Origin of the sequence: Paenibacillus chibensis (assembly GCF_004001045.1) — a bacterium.
GTDB lineage: Bacteria > Bacillota > Bacilli > Paenibacillales > Paenibacillaceae > Paenibacillus_AQ > Paenibacillus_AQ chibensis.
Window position 1 is genome coordinate 283,004 of sequence record NZ_BIMK01000005.1, and the last position, 26,857, is coordinate 309,860.

Genomic DNA, 26,857 nt, shown 5'->3' on the forward strand with positions numbered 1-26,857 from the left:
AGGTTCATCATATGAGGCTTAGGGGGAACAGGCCGCTGGGTCTTGCCATTGAGCAGACAGGCATCCGGTACGTACGGCTGAACACCAAAAAAGCATCGGGGGTCGCCCGTAAAGGCATGCTGCCGCTCCCGGCGGGCATGATCATCGACAACGATATCGCCGACCGTCACGGGCTCGGAGAGTTGCTGAAGCGATGGGTGAAAAAAGAGGGACTGCGCGGGTCGCAGGTGTCCTTGTCCATTCCTCCATCCCAAATCATCATCCGTAAAATGGCCATGCCGACCACGAATCGCAAGCAGCTGGATCAGCTGGTGCGGCTGGAGGTGGAGACAGGGCTGCATCTGCCTTTTGACCATGCGGTTTACGATTACATGGTGACGGATACCGATGAAACCTCGATGCAGCTGCTCGTGTTTGCCGCGCCGGGTCAGCTTATCGAAAGCTATATGGAACTGCTGCATGAAGCGGGATTGAAGGTCCAGAATATCGAGATATCCGCCACGGCCTTGGCCAGAGCGGTTGTGCTGCGAGAACACATGGACTTTACGGATACGATGCTGATCCATCTGGACCGGACCATGCTGGATGTGTACCTGTTCCACGACGGGCATCCCTTGTTTCTGAGGACGATCAATTTGTACGATTTAACACCGCCGCCGGGAGAACCCTCCTATTGGCCCGGCGAGGGTACGGCTGCGCAGGAAGCGGCGGCTGCATCGCAGACGCTCAGCAGCGATCCGAAAGAACCGGAGCCGGAACAGCTCTCGGCGGAGCAGCTGGTGGAGATTACGGCCGAAATTTCACGTATGCTGAATTTTTATCAATACAGCCTGCATGACGGTTCGACCCGGATTACGGATGTCATTGTGACCGGGCCTGCGACCGGCCGTGTGCAGCTCCTGCGGGAGCTGCATCAGATGCTTCCGGATATGGATATTCGGTCGGCTGCGTTTCAAGAGGCTGCCAGGCGCGGCCTGAGTCCGGAAGATGAAGACATGAATGATTTCCGGGTTGCGCTTGGCGCATCCTTGTATGGTCAGGGCGTGAACGACCTGCATCTGATGCCGCGGGAAGACCGGGAAGCACAGGTGTTTCCTTATATCATATTGTCTCTGGTTGCGGTCTGGCTGATCGGCATGGCCGGCATGGGCTGGTGGTATATGGCCTCCCAGGGGGAGAACATCGCCCTTTCCGATCAGATTCAAGGCGTCCAGGATCAGACCGCCACCATTCAGAAGGATCTCGCGGCGCTGAATACCGGAGGTGCGGCGGCAAACAATCCGCAGCAAATCGTTCAAGAGGTGTTCGAATCTCGCATGGATGCGGTGGCGGTTCTGGATGATCTGGACGTCAAGCTGCCGAAGGGGGCGGTCATTCGCAACATTGCTTATAACCAATACGGTGAAATCACGCTCTCTGTAAACATGCTGAAAATGGAGGACGCCGCGGCTTATTTATCCCAGCTGGAGAAGATGCCATTTGCCGTCAAGGCCACGATCGAAAAGCTGACGGAGGAACAGGGCATGAAAGCGGGCGGCACGACCGAAGGCATGGATGCGCAGGCCATCAAACCGAAATACGCCGTCATGTACAAAATCAATTCAAGCCGGCTTCAGGCCGTCGAACCTGCGAAGGAGGGTGACCATGCTGGAGAAGATCAACCGTAACCGTTCCGTCATTCTGCTGGGCATGGTAGCCCTGTTTCTGTTGGCGTTCGCCTTCTACATGTTTGCGCTGAAGCCTTCCATGGATACCGGGACAGCCCGCCAATCGGAGCTTTCGACGCTGCAGGAGGAAAGGAATCTGCTGGATCATAAGCTAGCCGATCTCCGCAGCAAAAGCAGCAGCGACGATCCGGAATTCCAGAGCGCGCGTGAAGCGCTGCCGCTGGATGCGGATACGCAGGAGCTGGTGCTGCAGCTGAAGAAAATTCAGGATAAGTCCTTTGCCAAACTGACGGACATTGAGTTTCAACTCCAGGACGGCAACCAGATTGCCCTCATGACCGGCAAAAAGCCGGAGGATTACAGCGCCGTCAAGGAAGTGAAAATGAAGGCGGTGCTGGAAGGCGGATATAACGAGATTCATGAGTGGATGAAGGAGCTGCAGTCCTCTCCGCGGCTCATCACAATCGATTCGTTCAGCTTTCAACAGCCCTATGAGCAGCGGAATCCCGGCAGCATTTTGACGGCGAATATTTCGTTCACGGCCTATTATACGGCGGCGAAACCGAAATCATGATGCTCACTTATACACAAAGACAGCCGACTCTATCTATACCCCAGAGTCGGCTTTTTTCGCTGCAGCAGCTTAGTTTAAATCCGGCACGCCCCATTTTATAACAAGACCCGTGTGCGTCAAACCGCCGCCGAATCCATATAGAAGCAGCGTATCGCCTTGTTTTAAACGGCCTTCGCGTACGCCGAGTCCAAGGGAGAGCGGAATGGATGCCGCGGAGGTATTTCCCATATATTCCACGCTGTACAGCGTGTTGTCCAGAGCGAATCCGGTTTTCTCGCAAATTGACTCGATCATCCTTAGGTTGACGCTGTGGGGCACGAACCAGTCGATGTCCGCCGTTGTCATCCGGGCACGCGACAGCAGCTCCTCGATTCCGGACGTGACGGTCCGTACGGCCCATTTATATACTTCCCGGCCGTTTTGCACCATGCTGCCTTCGCCTTCTAGCGGAAGCCCCTTCATGGTGCTCGATAGTCCTGAACGATAGAGGTGCGCGCCACCGCTGCCGTCCGTCCCCTGGATGGCTGCGATAAAGCCGGGTTCGGCCTCGTCGGCTTCCACAAGCACTGCTCCGGCGCCGTCCCCGAACAGAATGCAGGTCGACCGATCCGTATAATCCGTCACCTTGGACAGCGTTTCTCCGCCGACCACCAGCACTTTGCGATGCAGCCCGGCACTGATCAGCCCATTCGCCACATGCAGGCTGTAAGCAAATCCGGCACAGGTCGCGTTCAAGTCAAATGCGCCGGTGCTTGGGATATCGAAATGCTCCTGGATTTGGCAGGCCACGCTGGGAAAAGCGTAGTCTGCGGTCGTCGTCGCTACGATGATCAGATCGACATCCTGTACCTGTTTACCGTAAGTTTGCATGAGATTCTCAACCGCATGAATGCAGAGGTCGGACGTAAACTCTGTCTCGCCGCTGATGCGGCGCTCTCTCATGCCCGTGCGCTGTACAATCCACTCATCGTTGGTATCCACCAGCTTCTCAAGGTCCTCGTTTGTTAATATACGATCCGGCACGTACGTTCCAATGGCCGTAATCCTTGCTCGGGATGACAGGGTATGCATGGTTAACTCTCCTCCTCATGGGCGATGAAAATCAAATTTTAAATGGCTTCAGTAAAATTAATATCAAGTATTAGTACTCGGTACTAATTATATGCAAATTCGAAACACTTGCAACCCTAAAACGTGATTATGGTGTATCGATAACGTTATATTATTGAAAAATAGAGCAGAATCGTTTATTATGGACATCACATATCTATAATAAAATATCGAGAAAGGAGAGGAACCGATGCAATTCTCCAAAAGTACGGATTATGCCCTGCACGCCTTACTCCATTTGGGGCATCCGGATCGTCACCACAACGTCGGAATCAAGGAATTGTCTGCGACGCTCGGCGTTTCAGAAAGCTATTTATCCAAAATCATGTCCAAGCTGCGACAGGATGGAATCGTCCGTGCGGTACCGGGGGTGAACGGCGGATACGAGCTTGCGCGGCCGGCGGAACAGATTACTTTTCTGGATGTGATTCAAGTGATTGAAGGAAGACAGCAGATGTTCGAATGCTCGAATTCGAAATCACAGCAGCATCAGCTGTTAGCTGAAGAAGGAGCGGCACAACCGGATCGCAAGCGTCCAGGACAAGGCGAATGCTTGGTTGAGCAGGTGATGGAAGGCGCGCAGCAGCATCTCTATCAATATTTGCGGGAGCACACGATCCAGTCCGTCCTGGATGAGGCTTTCAAGCGCAGACATCAGGAGGCAAACAAGAAGTGATGTACTTCTTGTGTTTCAATTATGGATATTACAGGTCTATGTAAGACAAATTCTAAAAGACATCGGTATACGTTAAGGATGTGCCCTCCAGGAAGGTTCTCCATAAAAATCAAGGAAAAGGCAGGTAGGATGATGAACGATTTTTTTAATGAAGCCGTATGGGAAAAGGCGTGGAAAGATCATGGTGACACTATCATGAACAAGATGAAAAGGGCTGGTTTCTCATTGGCCCATTCGTTTGATCAGAAAGCGAAGTCTTTCGACGAGCAATCGTTTCGTGAAGAGGGGAGAAAACGGACCAAACGAATCATGAACTGGCTTGAAGGCCAAGGGGTTCGATTCGACCATGCCTCGGTGCTGGATATCGGCGCCGCCTCCGGCGTATTCACGGTGCCGTTTGCGGAGCGCGGAGCTCGTGTAACGGCGTTGGAATCCTCACTTCCTTTGGTCGAGCTGCTGAAAGGGAACATCGCACCATTCCCCGAAGACAGGGTGAAAATTGTACCCGGGCTGTTTGAAGATGTGGATGTGCAGGCCAGCGGGTGGAGTCAAGCCTTCGACCTCGTCTTCGTCTCGATGTGCCCGGTCATTCGGGATTGGGGAAGCGTGGAGAAAATTCTCCAATGCGCGCGCCAGTTTTGCTATATCAGCTTGCCTGCGGGTTCCGCGGAGCACAGCCTGGTGAATGAAATTTGGCCGCTGATCACCGACAAGCCTTTCCAGAAGCAAGCGATGGAAATGGGGTATCTGCTCCATTTGCTGTACCTCAAAGGCTACTCCTACGAGTCACTGATCACACGGGAGACGAAAACGGTGGAACTAACCCGGGAAGCGGCGCTGCAGGAAATGATGCAGGTGCTTCACAGTCACGGTCTTGCAGATGATCGGAGCCGTCAAACGATCGCAGATTATTTGGAGCGGACCTATCCATCCGGCAAGGTGACCGTTCATCAGGGCGGCCGTTATGGCAAGGTGTTGATCCGACTGCAGGATCAGAACATGTACACCAGAGAAGACCTGTAACGGAAGGTCCAGCCAAGGAACGTCAGGGTGTTTGTCGGAAACCAGATAGCTGCTTTTCCGCGTATCCCACTGCCTTCATCGCATTATAGTACTTCGGATCGTCTTCGTTAATAAGAGCTCTGTCCTTGCCTGAATATCGGGCGGCAGAGCTCTTTTTGCTGAACGTAATCTAGAGTGGTCAAGGAACCATGCTTAAAAAATAAAAAAATGAACTTACACTTATTTACAACGTAACAATGTTATGTTACATTATTTTGTGAGGAGGCGATGTCATGAACGAAGACGATCTGATTTCGAAAAAGGAACTGCTAGAGCTAACAGGCATCTCCTATGGGCAGCTGTACCGCTGGAAGCGCAAAAACCTGATTCCCGAGGAATGGTTTGTCCGCAAGTCATCCTTTACCGGCCAGGAAACCTTTTTTCCGAAACATAAAATATTGCAGCGCATTGAGCGCATCAAGAATATGAAGGATGGCCTGTCGCTGGATGAGCTGGCGGACGTGTTTTCACCGAGCTCGCCCATCGAGTCGCTTTCGGCAAAACATCTCATAGAACGTAACATTGTTACAAAATTTGCAGTGGAGCTGTACGAGGAAGAATGCGGAAGCCGGGAGGCCTTGTCCTTTAACGACATGCTGACGGTGTATGTGCTGCAGAAGCTGCTCCAAAGCGGGGAGATGACCCGTGAAGAAGGTAAGATGCTGATAGCGGTCATGCGGGATCATTACGGAGCTTTGGAGAACAAAGCCGGTGAGCTCGTCCTAATTCGCAAGCTGGGCGTACCGCTGCTGTTTCTGGCGGAGTCGGCCGAACGGATTTATTTTGACAAGGATGTAAAAAGGGTATTCCGGATGCCGCTGGCTGCGTCCATTGAGGAGTTAAAACTGAAGTTAAACGAAACGGAGGCTTAAAGCGTATGGACAATAGATCGGACCTGAATATCTCGGGCATCGGCAAAGCGCAAGGCGGAAGCTATTCGCATATCAGGCTGGACGGCATGACCAAAATCAACGGGGATACGGAATGCGTCACGCTCGACAGCAACGGCACATTGACCGTTGAAGGCGCGCTGCAAAGCGATACGGTTTCCGTGAACGGCACGGCCACGGTTGAAGGTGGGTTAAGCGCGAACAAGGTGGTTTTGGATGGCATGGTTACGGTTAAGGCGCATGCGGTCTGCCAAGATCTGCTGACGGTGAACGGGCGCTTATCGATCGGCAGTAGACTGGACGGGGAGAAGGTTGAGGTATTTGGCAGCCTGAAAACGAGGGATGATGTGCAGTGCGAAGTGTTTTCCGTCCATGGGGGCTTCAGCGTCGACGGACTTCTGAATGCAGGACTGATTGACGTCAAGATGAACATGCCGTGCAGGGTGCAGGAAATCGGCGGGGAAAGCATTATGATCCGGCGGCTGAAGAAGTTCAGCGTTCTGGAGCAGTTCGTCCCTTCGCTTTCCGCCAAACTGCAGGCCCATACCATTGAAGGCGACGAGGTGGACCTCGAATACACCGAAGCGGAAATCGTCCGCGGCAATGACGTGCGAATCGGTCCCGGGTGCAAAATCGGACGCGTGGAATACAAAAACCGGCTGAAGCGGGACGGCGATGCGGTCATTGGAACCGCACATCAAATATAATTTCATTCATGTCTATTAAGGAGGTTTGAAGCATATGGTGACAAACGGGAATGCCGGGGGAAGCCGCGGCGACATGAAAATTACGGGCAGCGGCAGCTCGAACGGCGGTGCGTTCAACCAGGTCAAAATCATGGGCGACGCCGTCATTCACGGGAATACGGACTGCGAAACGTTCAAATGCCTCGGGAATGCCGAGGTGAAAGGATCGCTATATGCCGGCAGCGCATCCTGCAACGGAGCGATGAAGGTGACGGATGCCATGAAAGGCGGCACGGTCAAGGTGCATGGTGAAATGAGAGTCGCCAGCGAGTTTGCCGTCGGGGTGGTGAATGTCAGCGGAGAACTAGGCGTAGGCGGACGGATGTCGGCTGAAAAGGTCAAGATTATGGGCGAGATGCGCGTGAACGCGGACTGTCAAATGGAAGAGCTGCAGGTGAAGGGAACGGTCGAGGTTAACGGCATGCTTAATGCCGAGCGGGTGGATATCAAGCTGTACGGCCCGAGCCGTCTGCGCGAGCTGGTGGGCGGCCAAATCACCGTGAAAAAGAGCATGGGACTGCCGCCGCTGCTGGGCAAGTTCATGCCGGGATCGGAAGGCTCCTTGACGGCAGAGAGCATTGAGGGCGACATCGTAGTACTTGAAAATACCAAAGCGGCCGTGGTCCGCGGCCGAAATGTGACGATCGGCCCGGGCTGCCGGATCGGCTTTGTGGAATATAAAGACGAATTCAAACAGGATAGCGGCGCTTCGGTTTCGCAATCTGCGAAAATCGGGCCGTGAGGATAGGGGGATAGCATCGAAATGGCTGTGAAGAAGAACAGGCTTGGCTTCATTGTCGCCGGGCTTTTGCTCGGCATCCTCATTGCGGCGATCGATAACACGATCGTGGCCACGGCAATGGGGACCATCATCGGGGATTTGGGGGGACTTGACCAGTTCGTGTGGGTCACTTCTGCCTATATGGTTGCTGAAATGGCGGGGATGCCGATTTTCGGCAAGCTGTCCGACATGTACGGACGGAAAAAGTTTTTTGTGCTCGGCATCGTGCTATTTCTGGTAGGCTCCATGCTCTGCGGCACGGCCCACAGCATCACAGAGCTCAGTATCTACCGGGCAATTCAGGGCATCGGGGGCGGCGCGCTGATCCCGATTACCTTCACGATCATTTTTGACATTTTTCCGCCGGAGCTTCGGGGTAAGATGTCAGGGATGTTCGGAGCGGTATTCGGCGTAGCCAACCTGTTTGGTCCGCTGATGGGTGCTTATATTACCGATTACTGGCACTGGCGCTGGATCTTCTACATTAACGTGCCGCTCGGACTGATCGCGTTCGCGCTGGTCGTCTTCTTTTATAAGGAATCGCATGAGCATTCTAAGCAAAAAATCGACATCTGGGGCGCGACGACACTGGTGGGCGCCGTGGTCAGCCTGATGTTCGCGCTGGAGCTGGGCGGCAATAAATACGCATGGAATTCCTGGAACATTCTCGGCTTGTTCGCGGCTTTCGCTGTGCTGTTCGTTGCGTTCCTCTTGATTGAGCGAAAAGCGGCGGAGCCGATTATATCGTATGATATGTTCCGCAAAAGACTGTTTGCTGCAAGCAGCGCCGCTGCTTTGTTTTACGGTGCCGCATTCATTACGGCTGCGGTGTACATTCCGATATTCGTGCAAGGGGTTATGGGCGGAAGTGCGACTAACTCCGGACTCATCCTCCTTCCGCTTACGCTGAGTTCGGTTGTAGCTTCACAGGTAGGCGGCATGCTGTCCTCCAAAATGACATTTCGCCGGATCATGATCTTCTCCGCGACGGTCTTTTTGCTCGGAATGTTCCTGCTGGCGACGATTACGCCGGAGACGTCGAAGCTCGTGTTGTCCCTGTATATGATCGTTACCGGATTCGGCATCGGATTTTCGTTCTCCGTGCTCAGCATGTCGGCGATTCAAGGCATGGAGCTGCGGCAGAGAGGGTCGGCCAACTCGACGGTTTCCTTCCTGCGCTCGCTCGGCATGACGGTGGGGATTACGATTTTCGGCATCATACAGCGCAATGATTTTAAAGGCCAACTGTCCGATAAGCTGGGCGGCGCCGGGCAAGCCATTCCTGCCAATGCCGACCCGCAGCATCTGCTGTCTCCGGAGACCCGGGCCCTCATTCCGCCGCAGGTCATGGAGAAGATCAGCTCGGCCTTGTCGCTCTCGGTGGATCATGCCTTTCTGTGGGCGCTGATTCCGGTTTTCTTCGCCCTCTTGTCGGTGTCGATGATGGGGGCGGGACGCATGCAGTTCTCCCAAGGACCCTCGGCACGAACGAAGGGCCAGTCCCATTGAACAGGGCTCAGGATCGATAAAATTTAAACTGCGAGGCCGAATCAGCCGATATAAATTAGGGTAATGCTGAATAAAAAGCATGCAGGGAGGCTGATATTCATGAAGGTCATCATTACGCAGGAAGAAGCGGTGGAAAAAGGAATCTGGTCCGAAGTGATGAAGATGTTCGGCGTAGACGATGAGGATGACGTATGGCCCAGCGAGGAATACATTTTAACCGAAGAACAGGCGCGGCGGCTGAAGCTGATCCCTTAAAACCTGGCCTTCTACTTCATAGACCAAGAGGGTGAACGACATCGCAGCGATTTATGCCGTATATTTGGAACGTGGATATGATTCGGCGGCATTCAGGCAGGTGCTGGAGCTGCTGCCGGATGACGTGCGGAGGAAAGCCGCGAAATACAGGGCGGAGCAGGATGCAAGGCGCGAGACGGTTTCGGCTGTGCTGAAGCGGGTTGTCGCCTGCGAGCGGAACGGTATTTCACTTGATCAAACGGAATGGATCAGAGGGGAGTATGGCAAACCTTCCCTGAAGGGCTATCCGGATTTTCACTTTAATGTATCGCATGCCGGGGATTGGGTCGTCTGTGCAGTCAGCACGGAGGGCCCTATCGGCGTTGATGTTGAAAGAATCGGAAAGGCAGAACCCGAGGTGGCTCACATGTGCTTTTCGCATAAGGAATACGAGGAATGGCGGAGACTCCCGGATCGCATGCGGGACGAAAGCTTTTATGAACGGTGGACGCTCAAGGAAAGCTACGTAAAAGCCATCGGGCGGGGGCTGACGATCCCTTTAACTGATGTGGAGACGGAAGAAAGAGGAAACGTGATTTACATATCCTGTCAAGGATTGGCCGATCGCGAATTCCAGCTTTCGATGCTTTCCTTCGATGCGGAATACAAACTGGCGGTGTGCAAACCGGTTGCTGATCGCGTGAATGAATTCCAATATTATACTATAGATGAGATTATGAGCCGATTCTTGGAATTAACAGTAAGTAAGTACTAAATGTTCACGCAATGTTCATAGTCCTTTTACCCGTTTATGTATCTCATATTTAGGGATATAGTCACTTTTATTGACAGTTCATGGTATATTATTACCTGTACTTGGATGCAATCTTGGTATATATTAGTAAAGAATATGGATAAGTATGTCAGCGCTTGCTGCCTGTCCAGAACTAATGCACCATGAAAAGCATAAAAGGTAAACCTCATCGAAAGAGAGGGACACAAAGCTAGAGGGGCTCCAAGCGATTTTGTCGCGAATGCCAGCCAGCTGCCGGATGATGTTTTCGTTACGGAACAAACTCTACTTTCGGCAGGTAGGGTTTTTTGCTTTTCACGCCTTGTTTGCAACTAAGATTACGCAAAGGAACGATGACAATGTCGCTTTTAACAACGGATAAATCCGATTTACGGGACTGGAAGCCATATTTGGAACAGTTGGAAGATCGAACCATTCTTCGCATTCATTCCGTATCGCCAACCATTCCGCTGCAAACATTCGTTTATAGCTGGCCACAGGAATTTGAACATATGCTTCAGCGGTCCCAGCAAGCGGAGCGGGTTGCTCCGGCTGCCTTGCTCGGCACAGCTTGGGGCATGCTGCTGATGAAATATTTACGACGAGAGGAAGTCGCTTTCGGGGTCGTGGAAACGCTGGATGCTGCCTATCCGCTCCGGATGTCGGCCCAACCTGATGCCCTGCTTCAGCAGGTGCTGCAGCAAGCCGCATCCGCCATGGATGAGAACCGGCTGCGGGCCGTAAGCCTGGATACCCTTTCCGCTCAATGTGATCTGCAAGGTGAACTGCCCGTCTTCAACACCGCAATTCTGAATGAATCCGCGCTGTGCGATTCCGAATTACAGGACAAGTTCGACATCGTGGTTTCGTTTCATGGCAACGCTGCAGGCGGGCTTGAAATACGGTATGCGGGAGGACGCTTTACGGAGGATTCGATCCGCCGGATGTGCGTGCATCTGCAAAATATTATCGCGGACTGCCTGACGGTGCCGGGGACGATGATATCCGAAATCGGCTTGCTGTCGAAGGAAGAAGAGGAGCTGCTGGCTTCCTGGAACCGTACGGAAAAGCCGGTCGACCTGAACCGGACGATTCATGGTTTGTTTGAGGACCAGGTCCGGCAAACCCCCGACCATACGGCTGTAGTCTACCAGGAGCAGTCGCTGACCTATCGCGAACTGAATGAACAGGCGGACAAGCTCGCCCGCGTGCTGGCCCGCAAAGGAGCCGGGCCGGGTCGCATCGTCGGCATTATGGCATCGCCTTCGCTGGAAATGATGATCGGCGTTCTGGCGATTTTGAAGACGGGAGCGGCCTATTTGCCGATCGATCCGGCTTACCCGGCGGACCGCGTGCTCTACATGCTGGAAGACAGCGGAACGGAACTGCTCGTTACGGAGCCCAAGGTGAAGCTGGACGGGCAAATCCGTTTTAACGGGGAAACAGTCTGCGCCGCCCAGGCGCTGGCTGCGGAGGAAGCTGGAGGAGAAGCGCCTCAGACCGCATTGCCCGGAGAGGCAAAGGCGGATGACCTGGCCTACATTATCTATACTTCCGGTTCGACCGGGCGTCCGAAAGGCGTCATGATTGAGCACCGTTCGCTTGTGAACCTGTGCGCATGGCATAACCGGGAATTCAAAGTGACAGAGCGCGACCGCGCGACCAAATACGCGGGCTTTGGCTTTGATGCTTCCGTGTGGGAGATATTCCCGTATCTCGTGGCCGGTGCCGCTATTTATGTGATCCCGGAGGCGATCCGGCTTGACGCGGCTGAGCTGCATGCTTACTTTACGAGAAACGCCATCACGATCAGCTTCCTGCCGACGCAGTTCTGTGAGCACTTCATGACGCTGGATCATCCTTCCCTGCGGGTTCTGCTGGCAGGAGGAGACAAGCTGAAATCCTTCAGCAAGCCGAGTTATGAGCTGTACAATTGTTACGGTCCGACGGAGAATACGGTCGTCACGACGGCCTACCGCGTGACGGAGCTTACCGAGAATATCCCGATCGGATATCCGATCGATAACTCCAAAATATACATTACAGACATGCATGGCCATCAGCAGCCGGTCGGCATCGCCGGCGAACTGTGCATTGCTGGCGACGGACTGGCGCGCGGGTACTTGAACCAGCCGGAGCTGACGCGTGAGAAATTTATCATCAGCGACCTGGCCGCCGGGGGACGCATGTACCGGACGGGCGATTTGGCCCGGTGGACGGAAGACGGGGCTATCGAGTTTCTGGGGCGGATCGACCACCAGGTGAAGATCCGGGGCTTCCGGATCGAGACCGGGGAGATCGAACACCGGCTCCTGCAGCATCCTCAAGTTTCGGAGGTCATCGTCATCGATCTTGACGATGCGGCCGGCGCGAAATACCTGTGCGCTTATGTCGTGGCTGACGGCGAATTGGCATATGCGGACATGAGCGCGTTTTTGTCCGAACACCTGCCGGATTACATGGTGCCGGCCAAGCTGGTACAGCTGCCGGAGCTTCCGCTGACGGCGAACGGCAAAGTTGACCGGAGAGCGCTGCCTGTACCGGAGGCTTCCTTCGACGAGGCAGCTTACGAGGCTCCTGCAGGGGAATGGGAAGAGACAGTCGCCGCATTATGGGGCGAAGTGCTCGGACAAAGCCGCATCAGCGCATGCGAATCGTTTTTCATGGCCGGCGGAGATTCGCTGAAGGTCGTCATGCTTCAGACGAAGCTGGAACGGCGCCTTGGCATATCGGTTCCGGTTGCCGTGCTGTTCGGGCATCCGACGGTGCGCGAGCAGGCGAAGTGGCTTGAACAAGCTGCTTCAGACGGGAATCAGAAGGATGGAGACGCTGGCGATGCCAAGCCTAAACGGGAGCCGGCAGGCCCCGTCGTGAAGGTGCCGGCGCGTGATACCTATCCGGTGGCCTCAGCTCAGCGGAGACTGTACTTCATCGAGCAGATGGATCAGGTCGGCACGGCATACAATGCGCCGTTTGCCTTCCGGATTGAAGAATCGGTCGATCGGCTTCGCCTTGAGCAGGCCTTCTGCGCGATGATCGCGAGGCATGATGCGCTGCGCACTTCCTTCCACTGGGAGAATGAAGAAATCGTGCAGCGGATTCATGAGCAGCCGCTATTTAGACTCAACGAGGCGGAATCAACAGAGGCAGGTCTGCGGGATTTGATCTGCTCGCTCATTCAGCCTTTCGATCTGACGCAGGCTCCATTGGTTCGGGCTTGGCTCATTGCATGCGGATCTGCCGGCAGCTCCGTGCTGCTCGTGGACTTCCACCATATCGCCGTGGACGGCGTTTCTGCCAACGTCTTTTTCAACGAGCTGTCGAGGCTGTATCGCGGCGAGGAGCTGCCTGAGCCTGCGATCGGTTTTGCCGACTTTGCCGTTTGGCAGGCGGATACGGCTCCAGGCCGCAGCGGCGAGGAGCTCCAGGCTTATTGGGAGAAGACCTTGGCAGGCGAGCTGCCGATTCTGCAGCTTCCGGCCGACTTCGACCGTCCGGCGAAACAGAGCTTCCAGGGGGAAACGTTATCCCTGCGTTTAGACGCGGAGGAGGCAGGCCGTTTGAAAGCCTTCGCTGCGGCGACGGGGACGACGCCGTTTATGGTGCTGTTCGCGGGATACCATGCACTGCTGTCCCGATATACCAATCAGGAGGACGTCATTACAGGCGTTCCGCTGGCGGGAAGACTGCGCGAGGAATTGCAGCCTGTGATCGGCATGTTCGTGAATACGATGCCGGTACGCTGTTATCCGGAGAAGCGCAAGCCGTTTGCCAAGCTGCTGAGCGAAGTCAAGGACGCACTGCTGGACACCTTCGAGCATCAGGATTTTGAATTGGAGGAGCTGGTCCGCTCCCTGAACATTCCGCGGGATCCAAGCCGTAATCTTCTGTTCGATACGCTGTTCGTTATGCAAAATACCGGTACGTTGGAGCTTCAGCTTGAAGGCGCGGACGTATCGCTTCATCCGTATTTCCATCCGATCTCGAAATACGATTTGATGGTGGACGTCACGGAAGAGAAGGACGGCATCCGCATTGATCTGCAGTACTGCACGGACCTGTTTGAACGGCAGACGATCGAAGCGTTCGGCAGCCGCTATGTGCGGATGCTTGCGGATGCGATATCGCATCCGGACAGAACGCTGTGCGAGCTTGGCATGCTGAGCGCGGAAGAGGAGGATTTCGTTGTCCGCGCACTGAATGATACCGCCTCGGCTTACCGTGATCACATGACGGTTCACGGCCTGTTCGAGGAGCAGGTGCTGCGGACGCCGGACAAGGCCGCTCTCGTATTTGGCGATCTCTCGCTTTCGTATCGCGAGCTGAACGAGCGGGCGAATCGCCTGGCCTACACGCTGCGGGCAAAAGGCGTCAAACCGGATCAGGTGGTCGGATTGATGGCGGACCGCTCGTTTGAGATGATCATCGGCCTGCTGGCTATTTTGAAGGCGGGCGGCGCTTATGTGCCGATAGATCCCGAATACCCGCAGGATCGGGTCATCTACATGCTGGAGAACAGCCATACGACGCTGCTGCTGACTCAAGGACATCTGGCGGGGCAGGTGGCCTTCGCGGGCGAAACGCTCTTGATTGACAGCGAAGAAGCATACAGCGCCTCTACGGATAACCTGCAGCCTGTAAATAGCCCGTCCGATCTGCTGTATGTGATCTACACCTCCGGCACCACCGGCAAACCGAAGGGCGTCATGATCGAGCACCGGAATATCGTGAACCTGCTGCACTTTGAATATACGGCGACGAACGTGGATTACAGCCGGAACGTGCTTCAATTCACGACGATCAGCTTTGACGTCTGCTCGCAGGAAATATGGTCGACATTAGCGGCGGGTGGCACGCTGCACATGATTACCAATGATTTGCGCATGAACGTCGGCGAGCTGTTGTCCCATATCGAGAAGAGCGGCATCGAAATTTTGTTTATGCCGGTGTCCTTCCTGAAGTTCATCCTGAACGAAAAGGAATATGCCGACCGCTTCCCGTCCTCGGTCAAGCATGTCATTACGGCCGGGGAGCAGCTGATTGTGCCTGATAAATTCCGCGAGCATCTGATGCGCCGCGGCGTATATCTCCACAACCATTACGGGCCGTCGGAGACGCATGTAGTGACGACGCATACGATCGATCCGGCCGGATTCATTCCGGAGCTGCCGCCGATCGGCAAACCGATCGCCAACACGCAGATCTATATCGTGAACGATCATTTGCAGCCGCAGCCGGTAGGGATTGCCGGAGAACTGTACATCGCCGGAGATAACGTCGGCCGCGGATATTATAACAACATCGAGATGACGAACGAGCGTTACGTAGCGAGTCCGTTTACCCCGGGCGAGCGCATGTATAAGACGGGCGATCTGGCAAGATGGACGAAAGAAGGAACGATCGAGTTTCTCGGGCGGCTGGATCATCAGGTCAAAATCCGCGGATTCCGCATAGAGCTGGGCGAGGTGGAGAACAGCCTGTTGAATCATCCGGCCGTATCGGAGGCCATCGTCGTGGCCAAGGAAGACGGCAAAGGCGGGCATTACCTGTGCGCTTATTTCACAGGCGCATCCGGCCTAACGAACAGCGATCTGCGTGAGCATATCGGCAAGCAGCTGCCCGATTACATGATCCCGTCGTATTTCATGCAGCTGCCCGAAATGCCGCTGACGCCGAACGGCAAAATCGACCGTAAAGCCCTTCCGGAGCCGGATGCAAGCCAAGGACGGAGCAAGGATTACGTCGGTCCGAGAACGGAGCTGGAGCAAGCGGTAGCCGATGTGTGGCAGGCGGTGCTTCAAGTCGAACGGATCGGTATTCACGATAATTTCTTTGAGCTTGGCGGTCACTCGCTGAAGGCGACCGTCGTGGTGGCGAGGCTGCAGAAGCAGTTCGAAATCGGGATGAACGATATATTTGAATTTCAAACGGTTGCGGCGCTGGCCGGGAAGATCAAGCCGAAATCCAATCATTTGCATACCCGTCTGGAGCAGGTCAAGCAGCTGTATGCCGGCCTCCGGAATATCGATTTCTCTGCGGATGAAGCGGATTATAGCGAACGTAATCTGAGCTATGACTCTATGGATACTGCGGCATTGAACGGTTACCAGGATGTGCTGCTGACCGGGGCAACGGGCTATTTGGGCGCTCACTTGCTCTATGAGGCGGTTACTTCCAAAAACTGGAACGTGCACGCGATCGTTCGCGCCGGATCGGATTCGGAAGCAAAAGAGCGCCTGCGCCGGAAATGCGCTTATTATTTTGGCGACGACTGGTTTGAAACGGCCCAAAGCCGTATACATGTCCACGCCGGAGACATTACAAAAGATAATCTGGGCCTCGAAGATGAGCGCTATCATGAGCTTGTGCAGCGTGTGGATGCGGTATTCCACGCGGCGGCCAATGTGAAGCATTACGGCAGCTATGCCGATTTCGAGCTGCAAAACGTGAAGGCAACGCAGAACCTGCTCGACTTTGCCGCCGAAGGCAAGCCTAAGCATATGCATCATATTTCGACGCTTGGCGTGGCTACCGGCGTCATTGAAGGCAGAAAGCATGTCTGCTTCACCGAATATGATCTGGATCTGGGACAGCAGTTCGAGAACTATTACGCCAAAACCAAGTTTGAGGCGGAACGTCTCGTCATGGCTGCGCGCGAACGGGGAATCGTGGCGAATATCTACCGCCTCGGCAATATCGTGTTCCATTCGCAAACAGGCCGCTTCCAGGAAAATATCGCGGATAACGCGTTCTATACGACGCTGAAGTCTTTCCTCGAATTGGGAACCGTGCCGGGAGAGAACAACGACATCGACTTCACTTATGTCGACCAGTCCAGCCAAGCCATTCTGCTGCTTGCCGATTGCCGGGCGCTTCGCAATGAAGTGTTCCATATTTCCAATCCGCATGCCGTCAGCGTAGGCGCGGTGGTTCAGCAGAATCCGCTGAGCATGCCTGTGTCGTTGCTGTCCTTCGATGCATTCATCGATTATCTTCATGAACATTACGATGATGAGGATTACAAGCATGTCATCGAGCAGGTGATGCTGCATTACGGCTGGATGGAAGAAACTATTTTCACTACGTATTTCAGAGTAAGCAGTGATAAGACGACTCAGATTTTGTCGAAATTTGATTTTGAATGGACAGAACTGCAGCCGCAGATGATTTATAGCATGTTCAAGCATTGTGAAGAAGAAGGATTTATGTAATTCGACATAATTCTACATAATTCGGTAAATACTTCTTTACAAATCTATCATTATTGCTTATTCTTTCATTAAACCAATATTTTCTACTTACAGATGGGGGTAATTACATGTACCAAATTAATTACGATGCTGCACAAAACCGTCTTACTGTTAAAGTGTTCGAAATCACCAAAGACAACGTAGACAGCTACATCGCCGATTTCACCAAATCGCTTGAGAGCGTGAAGCCTGGATTCATCGGCATGACCGACCTTAGCGAAGGCAAGCTGTTCACGATGGACGTTGCTGAAAAGTTGAGCCACCTCGGTCAGCTTTCCGTGGATCACGGTCTGACGAAGTGGGCTTACTATACCGGCTCGGCTGTATCCAAGCTGCAAATGAAGCGCATGTTCGGCGACGTGGTTGATTCCTTTGAGAAACTGGAAGATGCAGAAGCATTCTTGAAGAACTAATCTATAAAATTCACTGCACCCGGTGTCTTCAGACACCGGGTGCAGTCAGATAGGTGGAGTGGAGAAACACCATGAAAGACAAGCATCTGAGCTTACATAAATCGTATAAGAAAATGGGCTTGCAGGGTGCGGGATTGTTCTCGGGGGCGGTCCTGGTCATCAATATCGTTTGTTTTTTACTCGGGCTTCCCGTATACGCGGGATTGATCATCAGCTTGGTGCTGACCGTTCCTGCAGGCTATGGCATTGCGATGTGGCTGCTGCGCTCAGCCCGGTCCAACCAGGGCGCCAGCAATGAGGCTGCGCTGAATGCGTTGCACGTGTATAACGAACATAGCGGCCAAATGAGCGCTCCGCAAGACATGCAGCATAACCAAGAGTTGTCGGAGCAAGTGAGCTCCCATATTTCGAAAATCGCGAGTACGATCGAGGAAGTCAAAGGAAGCGCGGAAATGGGCTTTTACGTCTCCGATATGATCAAGGAGGCGACTCTCGGCGTGACCGCGGATTCCAATGAGCAGACGGAAATGATCCGGATCAGTTCCAGCACGGTCAGCGACGTTGTCGGAGCGATCCGGCATATTTCCGGGAGCGCGGATGAGGCTGCCGAGGCAGCGAATGAATCATCCGACAAGGCAACAAAGGGGCAGGAATCCATTCTGCAGGCGATTGAGCGAATGGAAGAGGCGAATACAACGGTTCACTCCCTGGTTCATATTATGAGCCGGTTGGATGAAAGCTCGCGTAAAGTCGTTTCGTTCGTATCCATTATCCGGGAAATTGCCGAACAGACCCATCTCCTTGCCTTGAATGCGGCGATCGAGGCGGCTCGTTTCGGCGACGAGGGACGAGGCTTCTCGGTCATCGCCAGCGAAGTGCGCAGTCTTGCCGAACAGTCCTCGCAATCGGCCAAGCAGGTCACGCAGGTCGTATCGGATATTCTGAAAGAAACGGTGCAGGCGGTCAGCTCAACCAAGGAAGTAGCCGGTCAGGTGGATGAAGGGCTTAGAGTCGTAAACGAAGCCGGGGATTCCTTTGAGTTCATCAAGCTGTCCATCGGCGAAGTGGCGGGTCAAATGCAGGAGGTGTCCTCTTCGGTTGAGGAAATCGCCGCAGGCGCGGAACAGTTGGTCGTGGCCATGCAAAAGACGGAGCAAATCGCCGTCAAGACAACTTCGGAAATGAACAATGTAACGCAAGCTGTGGAAGAGCATCATGCGATCATGCAGCAGATTTCCAGCGCGACCGAAACGCTAAACGGGCTTTCGGACGAGCTCGGAGTGATTTTGAACCAGTATCGCGAAATTCTGCATGAGTCTGAGGAAGCGGCTCCTCTGGCCAATTAACAAGCAACCGCGTAATCCAAGGGACAGGCGACTTTGCACCGATTTGAGCGGGCGCAGGGCCGCCTGTTTCGCTTTCTTATTTATGGGGCGAAAAGAAGCATCCGGCCGAATATGTCCGCTGCAGCGTCAGAAATTCGGTCCGCTGACGCCGTCCTCGACGACCGGATCCCTCTGGCTTGAGGAATCGCCGCCATCCGATTCTCCGGAATGAACCGCGATGAGGCGGTTCTGGGGGCGATAGGTATCGCGGGAAATCCGTTTGCGTTCAACCACTTCCCCGTTGACCTTTTTAACCTGGTAGGTCTCAACGATATAGCCCGGTTTACCCTCCTGCAGCACTTCCTGAGCGCCGACCGGAACGTCTTTGTTCTGCACGAACTTATCGGTTACGGCCAGCGTTTCGACGGTGCGGGATTCAACGGAATATTCGACGTTCTTCGGAAACGTGCCGAAAAACTTGACGGTCAGCGTATTGTCTTCCACCTGCGCCCGGATGATGAGTGTTTTGCCTGTCGTATTTTTAAACCGGAAATTGATGGAGCCTTCCGCAAAGGTCGCATCCTGGCCCTTCGGCAAATAGCTGACCGGCAGCGAATGATTCCGCCGCTCAACGATTTGAAGCCCGGTACGGAGCGCAGCGTTATATACGGTGCTCGACACCTGGCAGATGCCGCCTCCGATGCCAGGAACCAGCTTGCCGTTCAAGATGACCGGTGCTTCACGGAATCCGTACTTTTCCTCGGCTTTGGCGATAACCTTGGCGTAATCGAACAAATCCCCTGGCTTCAGCACCATGCCGTCCATGGCTTGGGCTGCCGAGCTTACATTGTAAGCACGCCCGGCAGCGCTAGTGCCAAGACTGGTGCTGAATTCGATGATTTTGCGTTCGACGCCTTCGGTCTTCAGGCTGCTCACGGTTATCTCCGGATTCAATGTATATAAAGGAAGCTTTACAGTGACAGGCTTTGCGGAATTCTGCGGATCGGGAAAGTTCTTGGGAATCTGTGCGGTCATGGATTGAATGAACGTCTCCCAGTCAATCCGAAGCACGGATATTTCCGGCGTGTATACAATCTTGTCGTTATCGGTGATGCGGCGGGTGGCATTCGCGGGCTTGCCGAACTGCTTTTCTTCCCAGGCAGGCCCGAAGCGCTGCTTGATCAGGGAGGTGTTCCAGTGCGGCGTGATGCTCCATTCCTTGGAAATCTGGCGGCGAGCCTTTATGCGCTCGCTCCAGCTGCCTTCATAGAGGGCGGATACCGCGCTGCGAAAAGCGTCAGCATCAAACGTGATGCCGGCACCCTTAAGGGGGATCGTCACATCCGGCATTGCGCGGCCTTCCACGGAAAGAGTCAGAGGCCGCTGCTCCAGCTCATGCAGCTTGGCATCCAGCTCCCGCAGCACTTCATCTTTCTTGTTCCCGCCCACATCCCAGCCGCCTACGCTCACATGCTTGGGGATTGTGGTATCGCTGATATAGAGATGAATCCACCCGGCGGTAACGGAACCGATCAGCACGAAACTGGCGATAATGATCAGCGTTAAATGAACTTTTTTCATGGCTCCCACCTTTTTCGCTTCTTATTAAACGGAGTTGAGTCTATTTTTCATATATATGTAAAAGAATTGGGAAAATTTCAGGTACTCAAAAGGTAACAAATTTGTTACAATAAAAAACATCGTGATGATTTCTAAAGTTTTTTAAAGGAATTAGCTGGAACGTGTCGAAATCATAATGGCTAATTATGTAATTAGGAAGTGATAATGAAGTGATTGAAATGCAGGATGTGTGGAAGACCTATCCGAATGGAACCCATGCGCTTCAAGGGGTATCCGTCAAAATTGACCGTAATGAATTTGTATATGTCGTCGGCCCGTCCGGCGCAGGTAAATCGACATTCATGAAGCTCATTTACAGGGAAGAAGTCCCGACGAAGGGCCAGATCTCCGTAAACGGGTTTAATATAGGCAAGCTGAAGCAGCGCAAAATTCCTTACGTCAGACGCAATATCGGCGTTATTTTTCAGGATTTCCGACTTCTGCCCAGGCTGACTGCCTATGAAAACGTCGCTTTTGCCATGGAAGTCATTGAAGCCCCGAAACGGCAAATGAAAAAACGCGTGATGGAAGTGCTGGATCTGGTTGGCCTCAAGGCCAAAGCTAACCGTCAGCCGGCTCAGCTCTCCGGGGGAGAGCAGCAGCGCATCGCCATTGCACGCGCCATCGTCAACAACCCCTCCGTTATTATTGCGGACGAGCCTACAGGCAACCTGGACCCCGAAACCTCGTGGGGGATCATGCAGCTGCTCGATGAAATCAATTTCCGCGGAACGACCATTGTCATGGCCACCCACAACAAGGACATTGTCAATACGATGCGCAAACGCGTTATCGCCATCGAACAGGGCAACATTGTTCGCGACCAGCTGAGAGGAGAGTACGGATATGACTTTTAACACCTTCTTGCGGCATTTGCGGGAAGGAGCGAAGAACGTATTCCGCAACGGCTGGATGTCCGTGGCATCCATTGTATCCATTATCGTATCTCTATTCATTTTGGGCGTATTTATTCTGCTTGTACTGAATGTCAATGCCTTGGCCGACAAAGCGGACAAGCAGGTGCAGATTCGGGCATACCTCAACCTGAACGTGGACCAGAAGCTCCGTGAGACGGTGCAGAAAGAAATCGCCGCCATGCCTGAGGTCAGCAAAATCGATTTTATTTCCAAGGAGCAGGGACTTGAGGACTTCCGCAAAAGCATGGGCGAAGAGGGCAAGGACTTGCTTGATGGCTTCGACAAGGACAATAATCCGCTGCCGGACGCGTTCAAGATCGAAGTGTATGAACCTACGACTGTTCCTTTCGTAGCGAAGAAAATCGAGGCGCTCAACACCAGCCATGCCGATGAGCAGCCGATCATGAAGGTGAAGTACGGGAAGGGCACGATTGAGACCTTGTTTAAGGTGACGCGTGCGGTACGGAATATCGGGTTCATTTTCGTTGCGGGCCTTGCCCTCATGTCGATGTTCCTGATCTCGAATACGATCCGGGTAACCATTCTCGCGCGGCGCAGGGAAATCGGCATCATGAAGCTGGTGGGGGCAACCAACACCTTTATCCGCTGGCCGTTTTTCGTGGAGGGCACGCTGATCGGCCTGATCGGCTCCCTGATTACGGTCGCGATACTGTTTGTAGGCTACGATCGCCTGGCGGCTTCCGTCGGATCGGATATTTCGCTGCAAATGTCGCTGCTGCCGGTAAACGAGCTGTGGCAGTGGGGCGGACTCCTGTTGGTTCTCGGCGTGCTCATCGGAATGTGGGGAACGACCCTCTCTATTCGCAAATTTTTGAAGGTATAGATCAATCACGCAATTTGTTGCTATGTCGGGATGACTCCATACGGAAAATTATTTGGAAAAGGATGGGGAGCGCAAGTTGAAAAAGATAGCGACTGTACTGGCCGTCGTATTGCTGGCGGCTGCTGTAATCCAGCCCTCCGAGGGCTATGCCAAGAAAAGAACGGTCGATCAGATCGAGCATGAGCTGAATCTCCTGCAGAAGCAGGCGCAGGCCGCCAAAGCGCAAAAGGAAAAGGCGGATTCGCAAAAGCAGGAAGCGCAGCATTACAAAAACAAAACAACGCAAAATTTGCAATATGTGCTTGACCAGATCGATCAGGTCAGCAACAAGATGGCCGGGATCACGGTTCAAATTGACGAAACGCAGGACAAGCTCCAGGAGACGGCGACCGCGCTGGATGCTGCGGAGGATCGGATCCAGTCCCGGGAGAAGCTGCTGGAATCCCGCGTCAGATTGATGTATACCGACGGCAGCGTTTCTTATCTCGAAGTGCTTATGTCCTCGACGAGCTTCTCGGATTTCCTGGAGCGGGCAGACTCGCTCAAGAACTTTGTCGATCAGGATAAAGATCTGTTGGAGCAGCATAAGAAGGATAAGGCACTCGTGCTGGATAAGAAGAAAGAACTCGAAGGACAGTATGCCAAGGCGAAGGATCTTTACGCTGAAATGGAGAACCAAAGGGCAATCCTGGATGAGAACGAGAAGCAGAAGGAAATCCTTATCGCCAAGTACGATCAGCAGATCGAGGATTCCGATGATATCAGCGAAGAGCAGAATGCGATGCTCGTAAGCCTGGTAAGCAAACGTTCCGCCCTGCAGCAGGAGAAAAACAAGCTGAAGGCGGAAGAAGCGGCTAAACGCGCGGCTGCGGCCAAAGCGGCTGCGGCGAAGAAAGCAGCGGCCGCGAAGAAAAGCGGGAAAACCTCCGTTGCCAGCTCCGGCGGCTTTAGCGGCAACGGCGGCCCGCTGTACATGCCGGTCAGCGGAGCCCGCATATCCTCAGGTTTCGGACGAAGAGTTCATCCGGTAACGGGTGAGGTCGGCAAAATGCATACAGGCGTCGATTTGGCGGTTCCCCAAGGAACGCCTATCCACGCGGCAGATGATGGAACGGTAACGCTTGCTGAATGGTGGAGCGGGTACGGCAACTGTGTTATTATCGATCATGGAGGCGGTATGTGGACGTTATATGGCCATATCCGCAACGGCGGGATCAAGGTGAAGGTTGGCGATCATGTCAGCCGCGGCCAGGTGATCGCGGAATCCGGAGCGACAGGACAGGTTACAGGTCCCCATCTGCATTTCGAGGTGCGTCAGAACGGTACCGCCGTGGATCCAATGCCATATTTGTAGGCGTATAAATATTCCGTACAAGCTGGACATATACTAGAGTGGTTGGAACTGGTACTGATAGGCTTGACCGGAGAATAAAAGGCGGTGATCACACTTGAAAAAACGTACGGTCGTGTTGTTGGTGCTTCTGGCAATGCTTGGCGGAAGCGTGCTGACGCTGGCATTGACGGGTTCGAGCTTTGCTACCCAGGCAACGACGGGTGAAGGCTTGCTTGCGAGCGTATCGAGCGGCCTGAAGCAGGACGAAGCGAAAAAAATCGGTACAGCTCTGGATCTCATCCAGTCGAATTACTATCAGGATGTGGACCGCAGCAAATTGGTGGATGGAGCGATCAACGGGATGATGCAGTCCCTGGATGATCCTTATTCCTCCTATATGGGCAAGAAAACGGCCGAAGAGTTCGAGGAAACGATCGAGGGCTCTTTCAGCGGCATCGGCGCCGAAGTATCCTCCGAGGACGGCAACGTTGTCGTGGTATCCCCGATCAAAGGCTCCCCGGCTGAAAAGGCAGGGATCCGGGCTAAGGATGTCATTTTGACCGTGAACGGCGAGTCGCTGCACGGACTGGAGCTGAATGATGCGGTAGCCAAAATCCGCGGCCCCAAAGGCAGCGAAGCGAAATTGACCATCAAGCGCAGCGGTTCGGCGGCTCCGATCGAATACACCATTGTCCGCGCGGATGTGGATTTGGAAACGGTGAAAGCACATATGGAGCCCGGTAAAGTCGGGGTCATTGAGATTACCCAATTCTCCCAGAATACGGGTGAGCGCTTCAAACAAGAGCTGTCCAAACTCGAAAAAGAGGGCATGGAAGGCCTCGTGATCGATGTGCGGAACGATCCGGGCGGCGTGCTGTCGGTCGTGATTGATATCGCCGAACAGTTCGTGCCGAAAGGCAAAGTGATTGTTCAAGTGGAGGATAAAAATCAGAAACGCGAGCAAACCTTGTCCAAAGGCAGCGGAAAGTCCTATCCGGTGGCTCTGCTCATGAATAAAGGCAGCGCCAGCGCTTCGGAAATTCTGGCCGGGGCACTCCAGCAATCGGCGGGAGCGAAGCTGCTGGGCGAGAATTCGTTCGGTAAGGGCACCGTGCAAACGAGCTTCAACAAGCAGTTCGGAGACGGAAGCCTGCTGAAGATTACGATTGCCAAATGGCTGACGCCAAACGGAAGCTGGATTCACAAAAAAGGCATCAAGCCGGATATAGCAGTGGCTCAGCCGGATTATTATTCGGTCGCCCCGATCAATAAAGACACAACCTTGAAATACAACATGAACAATACGGATATCAAGAGCGCACAAACGATGCTGGATGCCCTCGGCTACAAACCGGGACGCAAAGACGGCTTCTTCGACCAGAAGACCGTAACGGCGGTGAAATCGTTCCAGAAAGCACAGAAGCTGAGCGAAAGCGGCAATGTTGACGCGAAGACGGCGGAAGCTCTGGAGACGGCGCTGATCAAGCATATACGCGATCCGAAAAACGATAACCAGCTGAAAGCGGGGATCGCCGAGGTTCAGAAGGAAATCGCGGCATCCGCGGCGAATCATTAAGAAGGCTCCTTGAGCCTTCTTTTTTCTTGACTTCAATCCGTTGTGAATTGCTGCATGTCTAAACGTTCGATCTGGGAAGGAGAGTGACATGACTTGGAAGTCGCTTTGGAATTGCTGGGGAACTGGGCGGATGCTCTTGTACAGCTGCTGCTGCAGCCGTTTTACTATATTTCAATCTTGTTTATGATGCTGGTATACCGCAGGCAGGTGCTGCTGGAACGGAAGCTGTTTCATGTCCGCCTGCATAGCTGGGGATTGCAAACCTGGCGCACCTTTATCGGAGGACTGCTGGCCGGGATCAGCGTTTCCATCGCCATTGCCTTTCTAGGCATTTCGCTTTCCGCGCAGGCCGTATGGTGCATTTGGATCGTCGCCATCCTATTACTGCTTTTACGGGTACGCTATTTATGCTTCGCCTATTCGATCGGTATACTGGGTGTCATCCAGTTCGTGCTTGGATTCTTTCCGGGCTGGACGCCGGAGGGATGGATCGGAACGGCGGCAGCTACCGTCCGTGAACTGGACATTCCGGCGCTGCTGGCCCTTGTCGCCGTTTTGCATCTGGCGGAGGCGCTGCTCGTGAAGCTGCAGGGTGCCGGCTTCGCCAATCCGGTCTTCATGGAAAGCAAGCGCGGGAAGCTGGTCGGGGGGTATCAAATGCAGGCGTTTTGGCCGATACCGCTGTTCCTGCTCATTCCGGCCTATACTTCCGGAGCGCAGCTGCCGTGGACACCGCTTCTTGGAGGAGACGGCTGGAGCGGCGGATTCAGCATGGTAGCCCTGCCGGTCGTCATCGGTTTTAGCGAAATGACCCAAAGCATGCTGCCGCAGGTCAAGGCCAACAAAACATTTAAGCGGCTGCTCGTATATAGCGTTGTACTGCTTGCTTTGAGTCTGCTTGCGTCCTGGTGGAAGCCGCTTATGATCGTCGCGGCGCTGGTCAGTTTCCTGGCCCATGAAGGCCTGCTGTGGTACAGCCGTCTGGAAGAGCAGCAGAACAGCCCGATGTTCGTGCATCCGGAGCTTGGAATGAAGGTACTGGCCGTCATTCCCGGCAGTCCGGCCGAGAGCTTGGGTATCCGCGCAGGGGAATCGATCGTGAAGATCAACGGCATTTCGATCCGTACCAAGGAGCAGATGCATGCGGCCTTGCGGAAAAATCCGGCCTTCTGCAAACTGGAGGTCCGCAATCTGCAGGGAGAGAGCAAATTCCTGCAGCGGGCAATCTATGCCGGCGAGCATCATCAGCTCGGGGCCATACTAGCTCCGGATCCGGATGCGGGCGTCGTGCTGGTCATGAAGCCTGTCAGCATTTTTCAGCTGATCGCCATGAAGGTGCAGTCGCGCAACAAAACGGGAGCGCAGCTTGGCAAACCGCATGATTCCGATGCGGCAGAAATGTAGATCATACGTAAAGCTTGGATCCTGCGGGATTCAAGCTTTTTTGGTTTTTTCGCTCGCCGGGGGAAACGTTCCATAAATAAAAGGCGAGGAGCCTGGAGCTCCTCGCCTTTTTTAAGATTATAGAATTTATAAA

General features: G+C 53.8%; 20 protein-coding genes and 1 riboswitch. Of the genes, 18 read left to right on the top strand and 2 right to left on the bottom strand.

The annotated features are described in order from the left end of the window. Positions 1-11: 11 nt before the first annotated feature. Positions 12-1,667: a pilus assembly protein PilM gene (pilM, locus tag PCH05_RS06270; RefSeq protein WP_127601498.1), complete on the top strand. Its 1,656-nt coding sequence runs from the start codon at positions 12-14 to the stop codon at positions 1,665-1,667. After that, on the top strand, positions 1,645-2,241 hold the full coding sequence (locus tag PCH05_RS06275) for a type 4a pilus biogenesis protein PilO (RefSeq protein ID WP_164766560.1): 597 nt from the start codon (positions 1,645-1,647) through the stop codon (positions 2,239-2,241). Before pilM ends, PCH05_RS06275 begins: the two co-directional genes overlap by 23 nt. 69 nt (positions 2,242-2,310) lie before the next feature. Here PCH05_RS06275 and PCH05_RS06280 read toward each other — a convergent pair whose 3' ends face one another. Further along, positions 2,311-3,303, bottom strand: coding sequence for a ketoacyl-ACP synthase III (locus tag PCH05_RS06280; RefSeq protein ID WP_127601538.1), 993 nt, complete (start codon positions 3,301-3,303; stop codon positions 2,311-2,313). Between the two features lie 238 nt (positions 3,304-3,541). Between PCH05_RS06280 and PCH05_RS06285 the strand changes: the two genes are divergently transcribed. The 11 genes from PCH05_RS06285 (at position 3,542) to PCH05_RS06330 (ending at position 19,051) form a co-directional block, all read left to right on the top strand. Continuing rightward, positions 3,542-4,027, top strand: coding sequence for an RrF2 family transcriptional regulator (locus PCH05_RS06285; protein ID WP_127601500.1), 486 nt, complete (start codon positions 3,542-3,544; stop codon positions 4,025-4,027). A 129-nt stretch (positions 4,028-4,156) separates the two neighbouring features. Further along, the gene (locus tag PCH05_RS06290) at positions 4,157-5,050 is read left to right on the top strand and encodes an rRNA adenine N-6-methyltransferase family protein (protein ID WP_127601501.1); all 894 of its coding nucleotides are present in this window, start codon (positions 4,157-4,159) and stop codon (positions 5,048-5,050) included. Between the two features lie 272 nt (positions 5,051-5,322). Beyond that, positions 5,323-5,961: a YhbD family protein gene (locus tag PCH05_RS06295; protein WP_127601502.1), complete on the top strand. Its 639-nt coding sequence runs from the start codon at positions 5,323-5,325 to the stop codon at positions 5,959-5,961. A 5-nt stretch (positions 5,962-5,966) separates the two neighbouring features. Continuing rightward, on the top strand, positions 5,967-6,686 hold the full coding sequence (locus PCH05_RS06300) for a bactofilin family protein (protein ID WP_127601503.1): 720 nt from the start codon (positions 5,967-5,969) through the stop codon (positions 6,684-6,686). A 34-nt stretch (positions 6,687-6,720) separates the two neighbouring features. Then, on the top strand, positions 6,721-7,467 hold the full coding sequence (locus PCH05_RS06305; RefSeq protein WP_127601504.1) for a hypothetical protein: 747 nt from the start codon (positions 6,721-6,723) through the stop codon (positions 7,465-7,467). 21 nt (positions 7,468-7,488) lie between these two features. Continuing rightward, complete coding sequence (locus PCH05_RS06310) at positions 7,489-9,015, top strand: MDR family MFS transporter (protein ID WP_127601505.1); 1,527 nt, start codon at positions 7,489-7,491, stop codon at positions 9,013-9,015. A gap of 99 nt (positions 9,016-9,114) precedes the next feature. Further along, complete coding sequence (locus PCH05_RS27200; protein ID WP_164766561.1) at positions 9,115-9,270, top strand: hypothetical protein; 156 nt, start codon at positions 9,115-9,117, stop codon at positions 9,268-9,270. A gap of 31 nt (positions 9,271-9,301) precedes the next feature. After that, a complete protein-coding gene (locus tag PCH05_RS06315; RefSeq protein WP_127601506.1) occupies positions 9,302-10,024 on the top strand; it encodes a 4'-phosphopantetheinyl transferase family protein in 723 nt (240 codons plus the stop codon). Between the two features lie 187 nt (positions 10,025-10,211). Beyond that, positions 10,212-10,302: riboswitch (cyclic di-GMP riboswitch) on the top strand. A gap of 99 nt (positions 10,303-10,401) precedes the next feature. Next, on the top strand, positions 10,402-17,253 hold the full coding sequence (locus PCH05_RS06320; protein WP_246049382.1) for a non-ribosomal peptide synthetase: 6,852 nt from the start codon (positions 10,402-10,404) through the stop codon (positions 17,251-17,253). Positions 17,254-17,360: 107 nt separating this feature from the next. Next, entirely contained in the window at positions 17,361-17,705 is a 345-nt protein-coding gene (locus tag PCH05_RS06325; protein WP_127601507.1) for a hypothetical protein, read from the top strand. Positions 17,706-17,776: 71 nt separating this feature from the next. Next, positions 17,777-19,051: a methyl-accepting chemotaxis protein gene (locus PCH05_RS06330; RefSeq protein ID WP_127601508.1), complete on the top strand. Its 1,275-nt coding sequence runs from the start codon at positions 17,777-17,779 to the stop codon at positions 19,049-19,051. Between the two features lie 126 nt (positions 19,052-19,177). Here the strand turns inward: PCH05_RS06330 and PCH05_RS06335 are convergent, their stop codons facing one another. Beyond that, a complete protein-coding gene (locus PCH05_RS06335; protein ID WP_127601509.1) occupies positions 19,178-20,611 on the bottom strand; it encodes a VanW family protein in 1,434 nt (477 codons plus the stop codon). Between the two features lie 209 nt (positions 20,612-20,820). Here PCH05_RS06335 and ftsE point away from each other — a divergent pair, with 209 nt between their 5' ends. The 5 genes from ftsE to PCH05_RS06360 all read left to right on the top strand — a co-directional run bounded on the left by ftsE (position 20,821) and on the right by PCH05_RS06360 (position 26,724). After that, on the top strand, positions 20,821-21,507 hold the full coding sequence (gene ftsE / locus PCH05_RS06340; RefSeq protein WP_127601510.1) for a cell division ATP-binding protein FtsE: 687 nt from the start codon (positions 20,821-20,823) through the stop codon (positions 21,505-21,507). Further along, on the top strand, positions 21,497-22,411 hold the full coding sequence (gene ftsX / locus PCH05_RS06345; RefSeq protein ID WP_127601511.1) for a permease-like cell division protein FtsX: 915 nt from the start codon (positions 21,497-21,499) through the stop codon (positions 22,409-22,411). The genes ftsE and ftsX overlap by 11 nt, the downstream gene beginning before the upstream one ends. A gap of 76 nt (positions 22,412-22,487) precedes the next feature. Next, a complete protein-coding gene (locus PCH05_RS06350; RefSeq protein WP_127601512.1) occupies positions 22,488-23,765 on the top strand; it encodes a murein hydrolase activator EnvC family protein in 1,278 nt (425 codons plus the stop codon). 133 nt (positions 23,766-23,898) lie between these two features. Continuing rightward, a complete protein-coding gene (locus PCH05_RS06355) occupies positions 23,899-25,320 on the top strand; it encodes a S41 family peptidase (RefSeq protein WP_127601540.1) in 1,422 nt (473 codons plus the stop codon). 93 nt (positions 25,321-25,413) lie between these two features. Further along, positions 25,414-26,724, top strand: coding sequence for a PDZ domain-containing protein (locus tag PCH05_RS06360; RefSeq protein WP_127601513.1), 1,311 nt, complete (start codon positions 25,414-25,416; stop codon positions 26,722-26,724). The last annotated feature ends 133 nt before the right edge of the window (positions 26,725-26,857 follow it).

Coding starts and splice junctions, on each gene's coding strand:
- PCH05_RS06320 (WP_246049382.1), top strand. CDS start 10,402: ATGTCGCTTTTAACAACGGATAAATCCGATTTACGGGACTGGAAGCCA.
- PCH05_RS06300 (WP_127601503.1), top strand. CDS start 5,967: ATGGACAATAGATCGGACCTGAATATCTCGGGCATCGGCAAAGCGCAA.
- PCH05_RS27200 (WP_164766561.1), top strand. CDS start 9,115: ATGAAGGTCATCATTACGCAGGAAGAAGCGGTGGAAAAAGGAATCTGG.
- PCH05_RS06275 (WP_164766560.1), top strand. CDS start 1,645: ATGCTGGAGAAGATCAACCGTAACCGTTCCGTCATTCTGCTGGGCATG.
- PCH05_RS06295 (WP_127601502.1), top strand. CDS start 5,323: ATGAACGAAGACGATCTGATTTCGAAAAAGGAACTGCTAGAGCTAACA.
- PCH05_RS06325 (WP_127601507.1), top strand. CDS start 17,361: ATGTACCAAATTAATTACGATGCTGCACAAAACCGTCTTACTGTTAAA.
- PCH05_RS06290 (WP_127601501.1), top strand. CDS start 4,157: ATGATGAACGATTTTTTTAATGAAGCCGTATGGGAAAAGGCGTGGAAA.
- PCH05_RS06355 (WP_127601540.1), top strand. CDS start 23,899: ATGCTTGGCGGAAGCGTGCTGACGCTGGCATTGACGGGTTCGAGCTTT.
- ftsX (WP_127601511.1), top strand. CDS start 21,497: ATGACTTTTAACACCTTCTTGCGGCATTTGCGGGAAGGAGCGAAGAAC.
- PCH05_RS06310 (WP_127601505.1), top strand. CDS start 7,489: ATGGCTGTGAAGAAGAACAGGCTTGGCTTCATTGTCGCCGGGCTTTTG.
- PCH05_RS06335 (WP_127601509.1), bottom strand. CDS start 20,611: ATGAAAAAAGTTCATTTAACGCTGATCATTATCGCCAGTTTCGTGCTG.
- pilM (WP_127601498.1), top strand. CDS start 12: ATGAGGCTTAGGGGGAACAGGCCGCTGGGTCTTGCCATTGAGCAGACA.
- PCH05_RS06330 (WP_127601508.1), top strand. CDS start 17,777: ATGAAAGACAAGCATCTGAGCTTACATAAATCGTATAAGAAAATGGGC.
- PCH05_RS06305 (WP_127601504.1), top strand. CDS start 6,721: ATGGTGACAAACGGGAATGCCGGGGGAAGCCGCGGCGACATGAAAATT.
- PCH05_RS06285 (WP_127601500.1), top strand. CDS start 3,542: ATGCAATTCTCCAAAAGTACGGATTATGCCCTGCACGCCTTACTCCAT.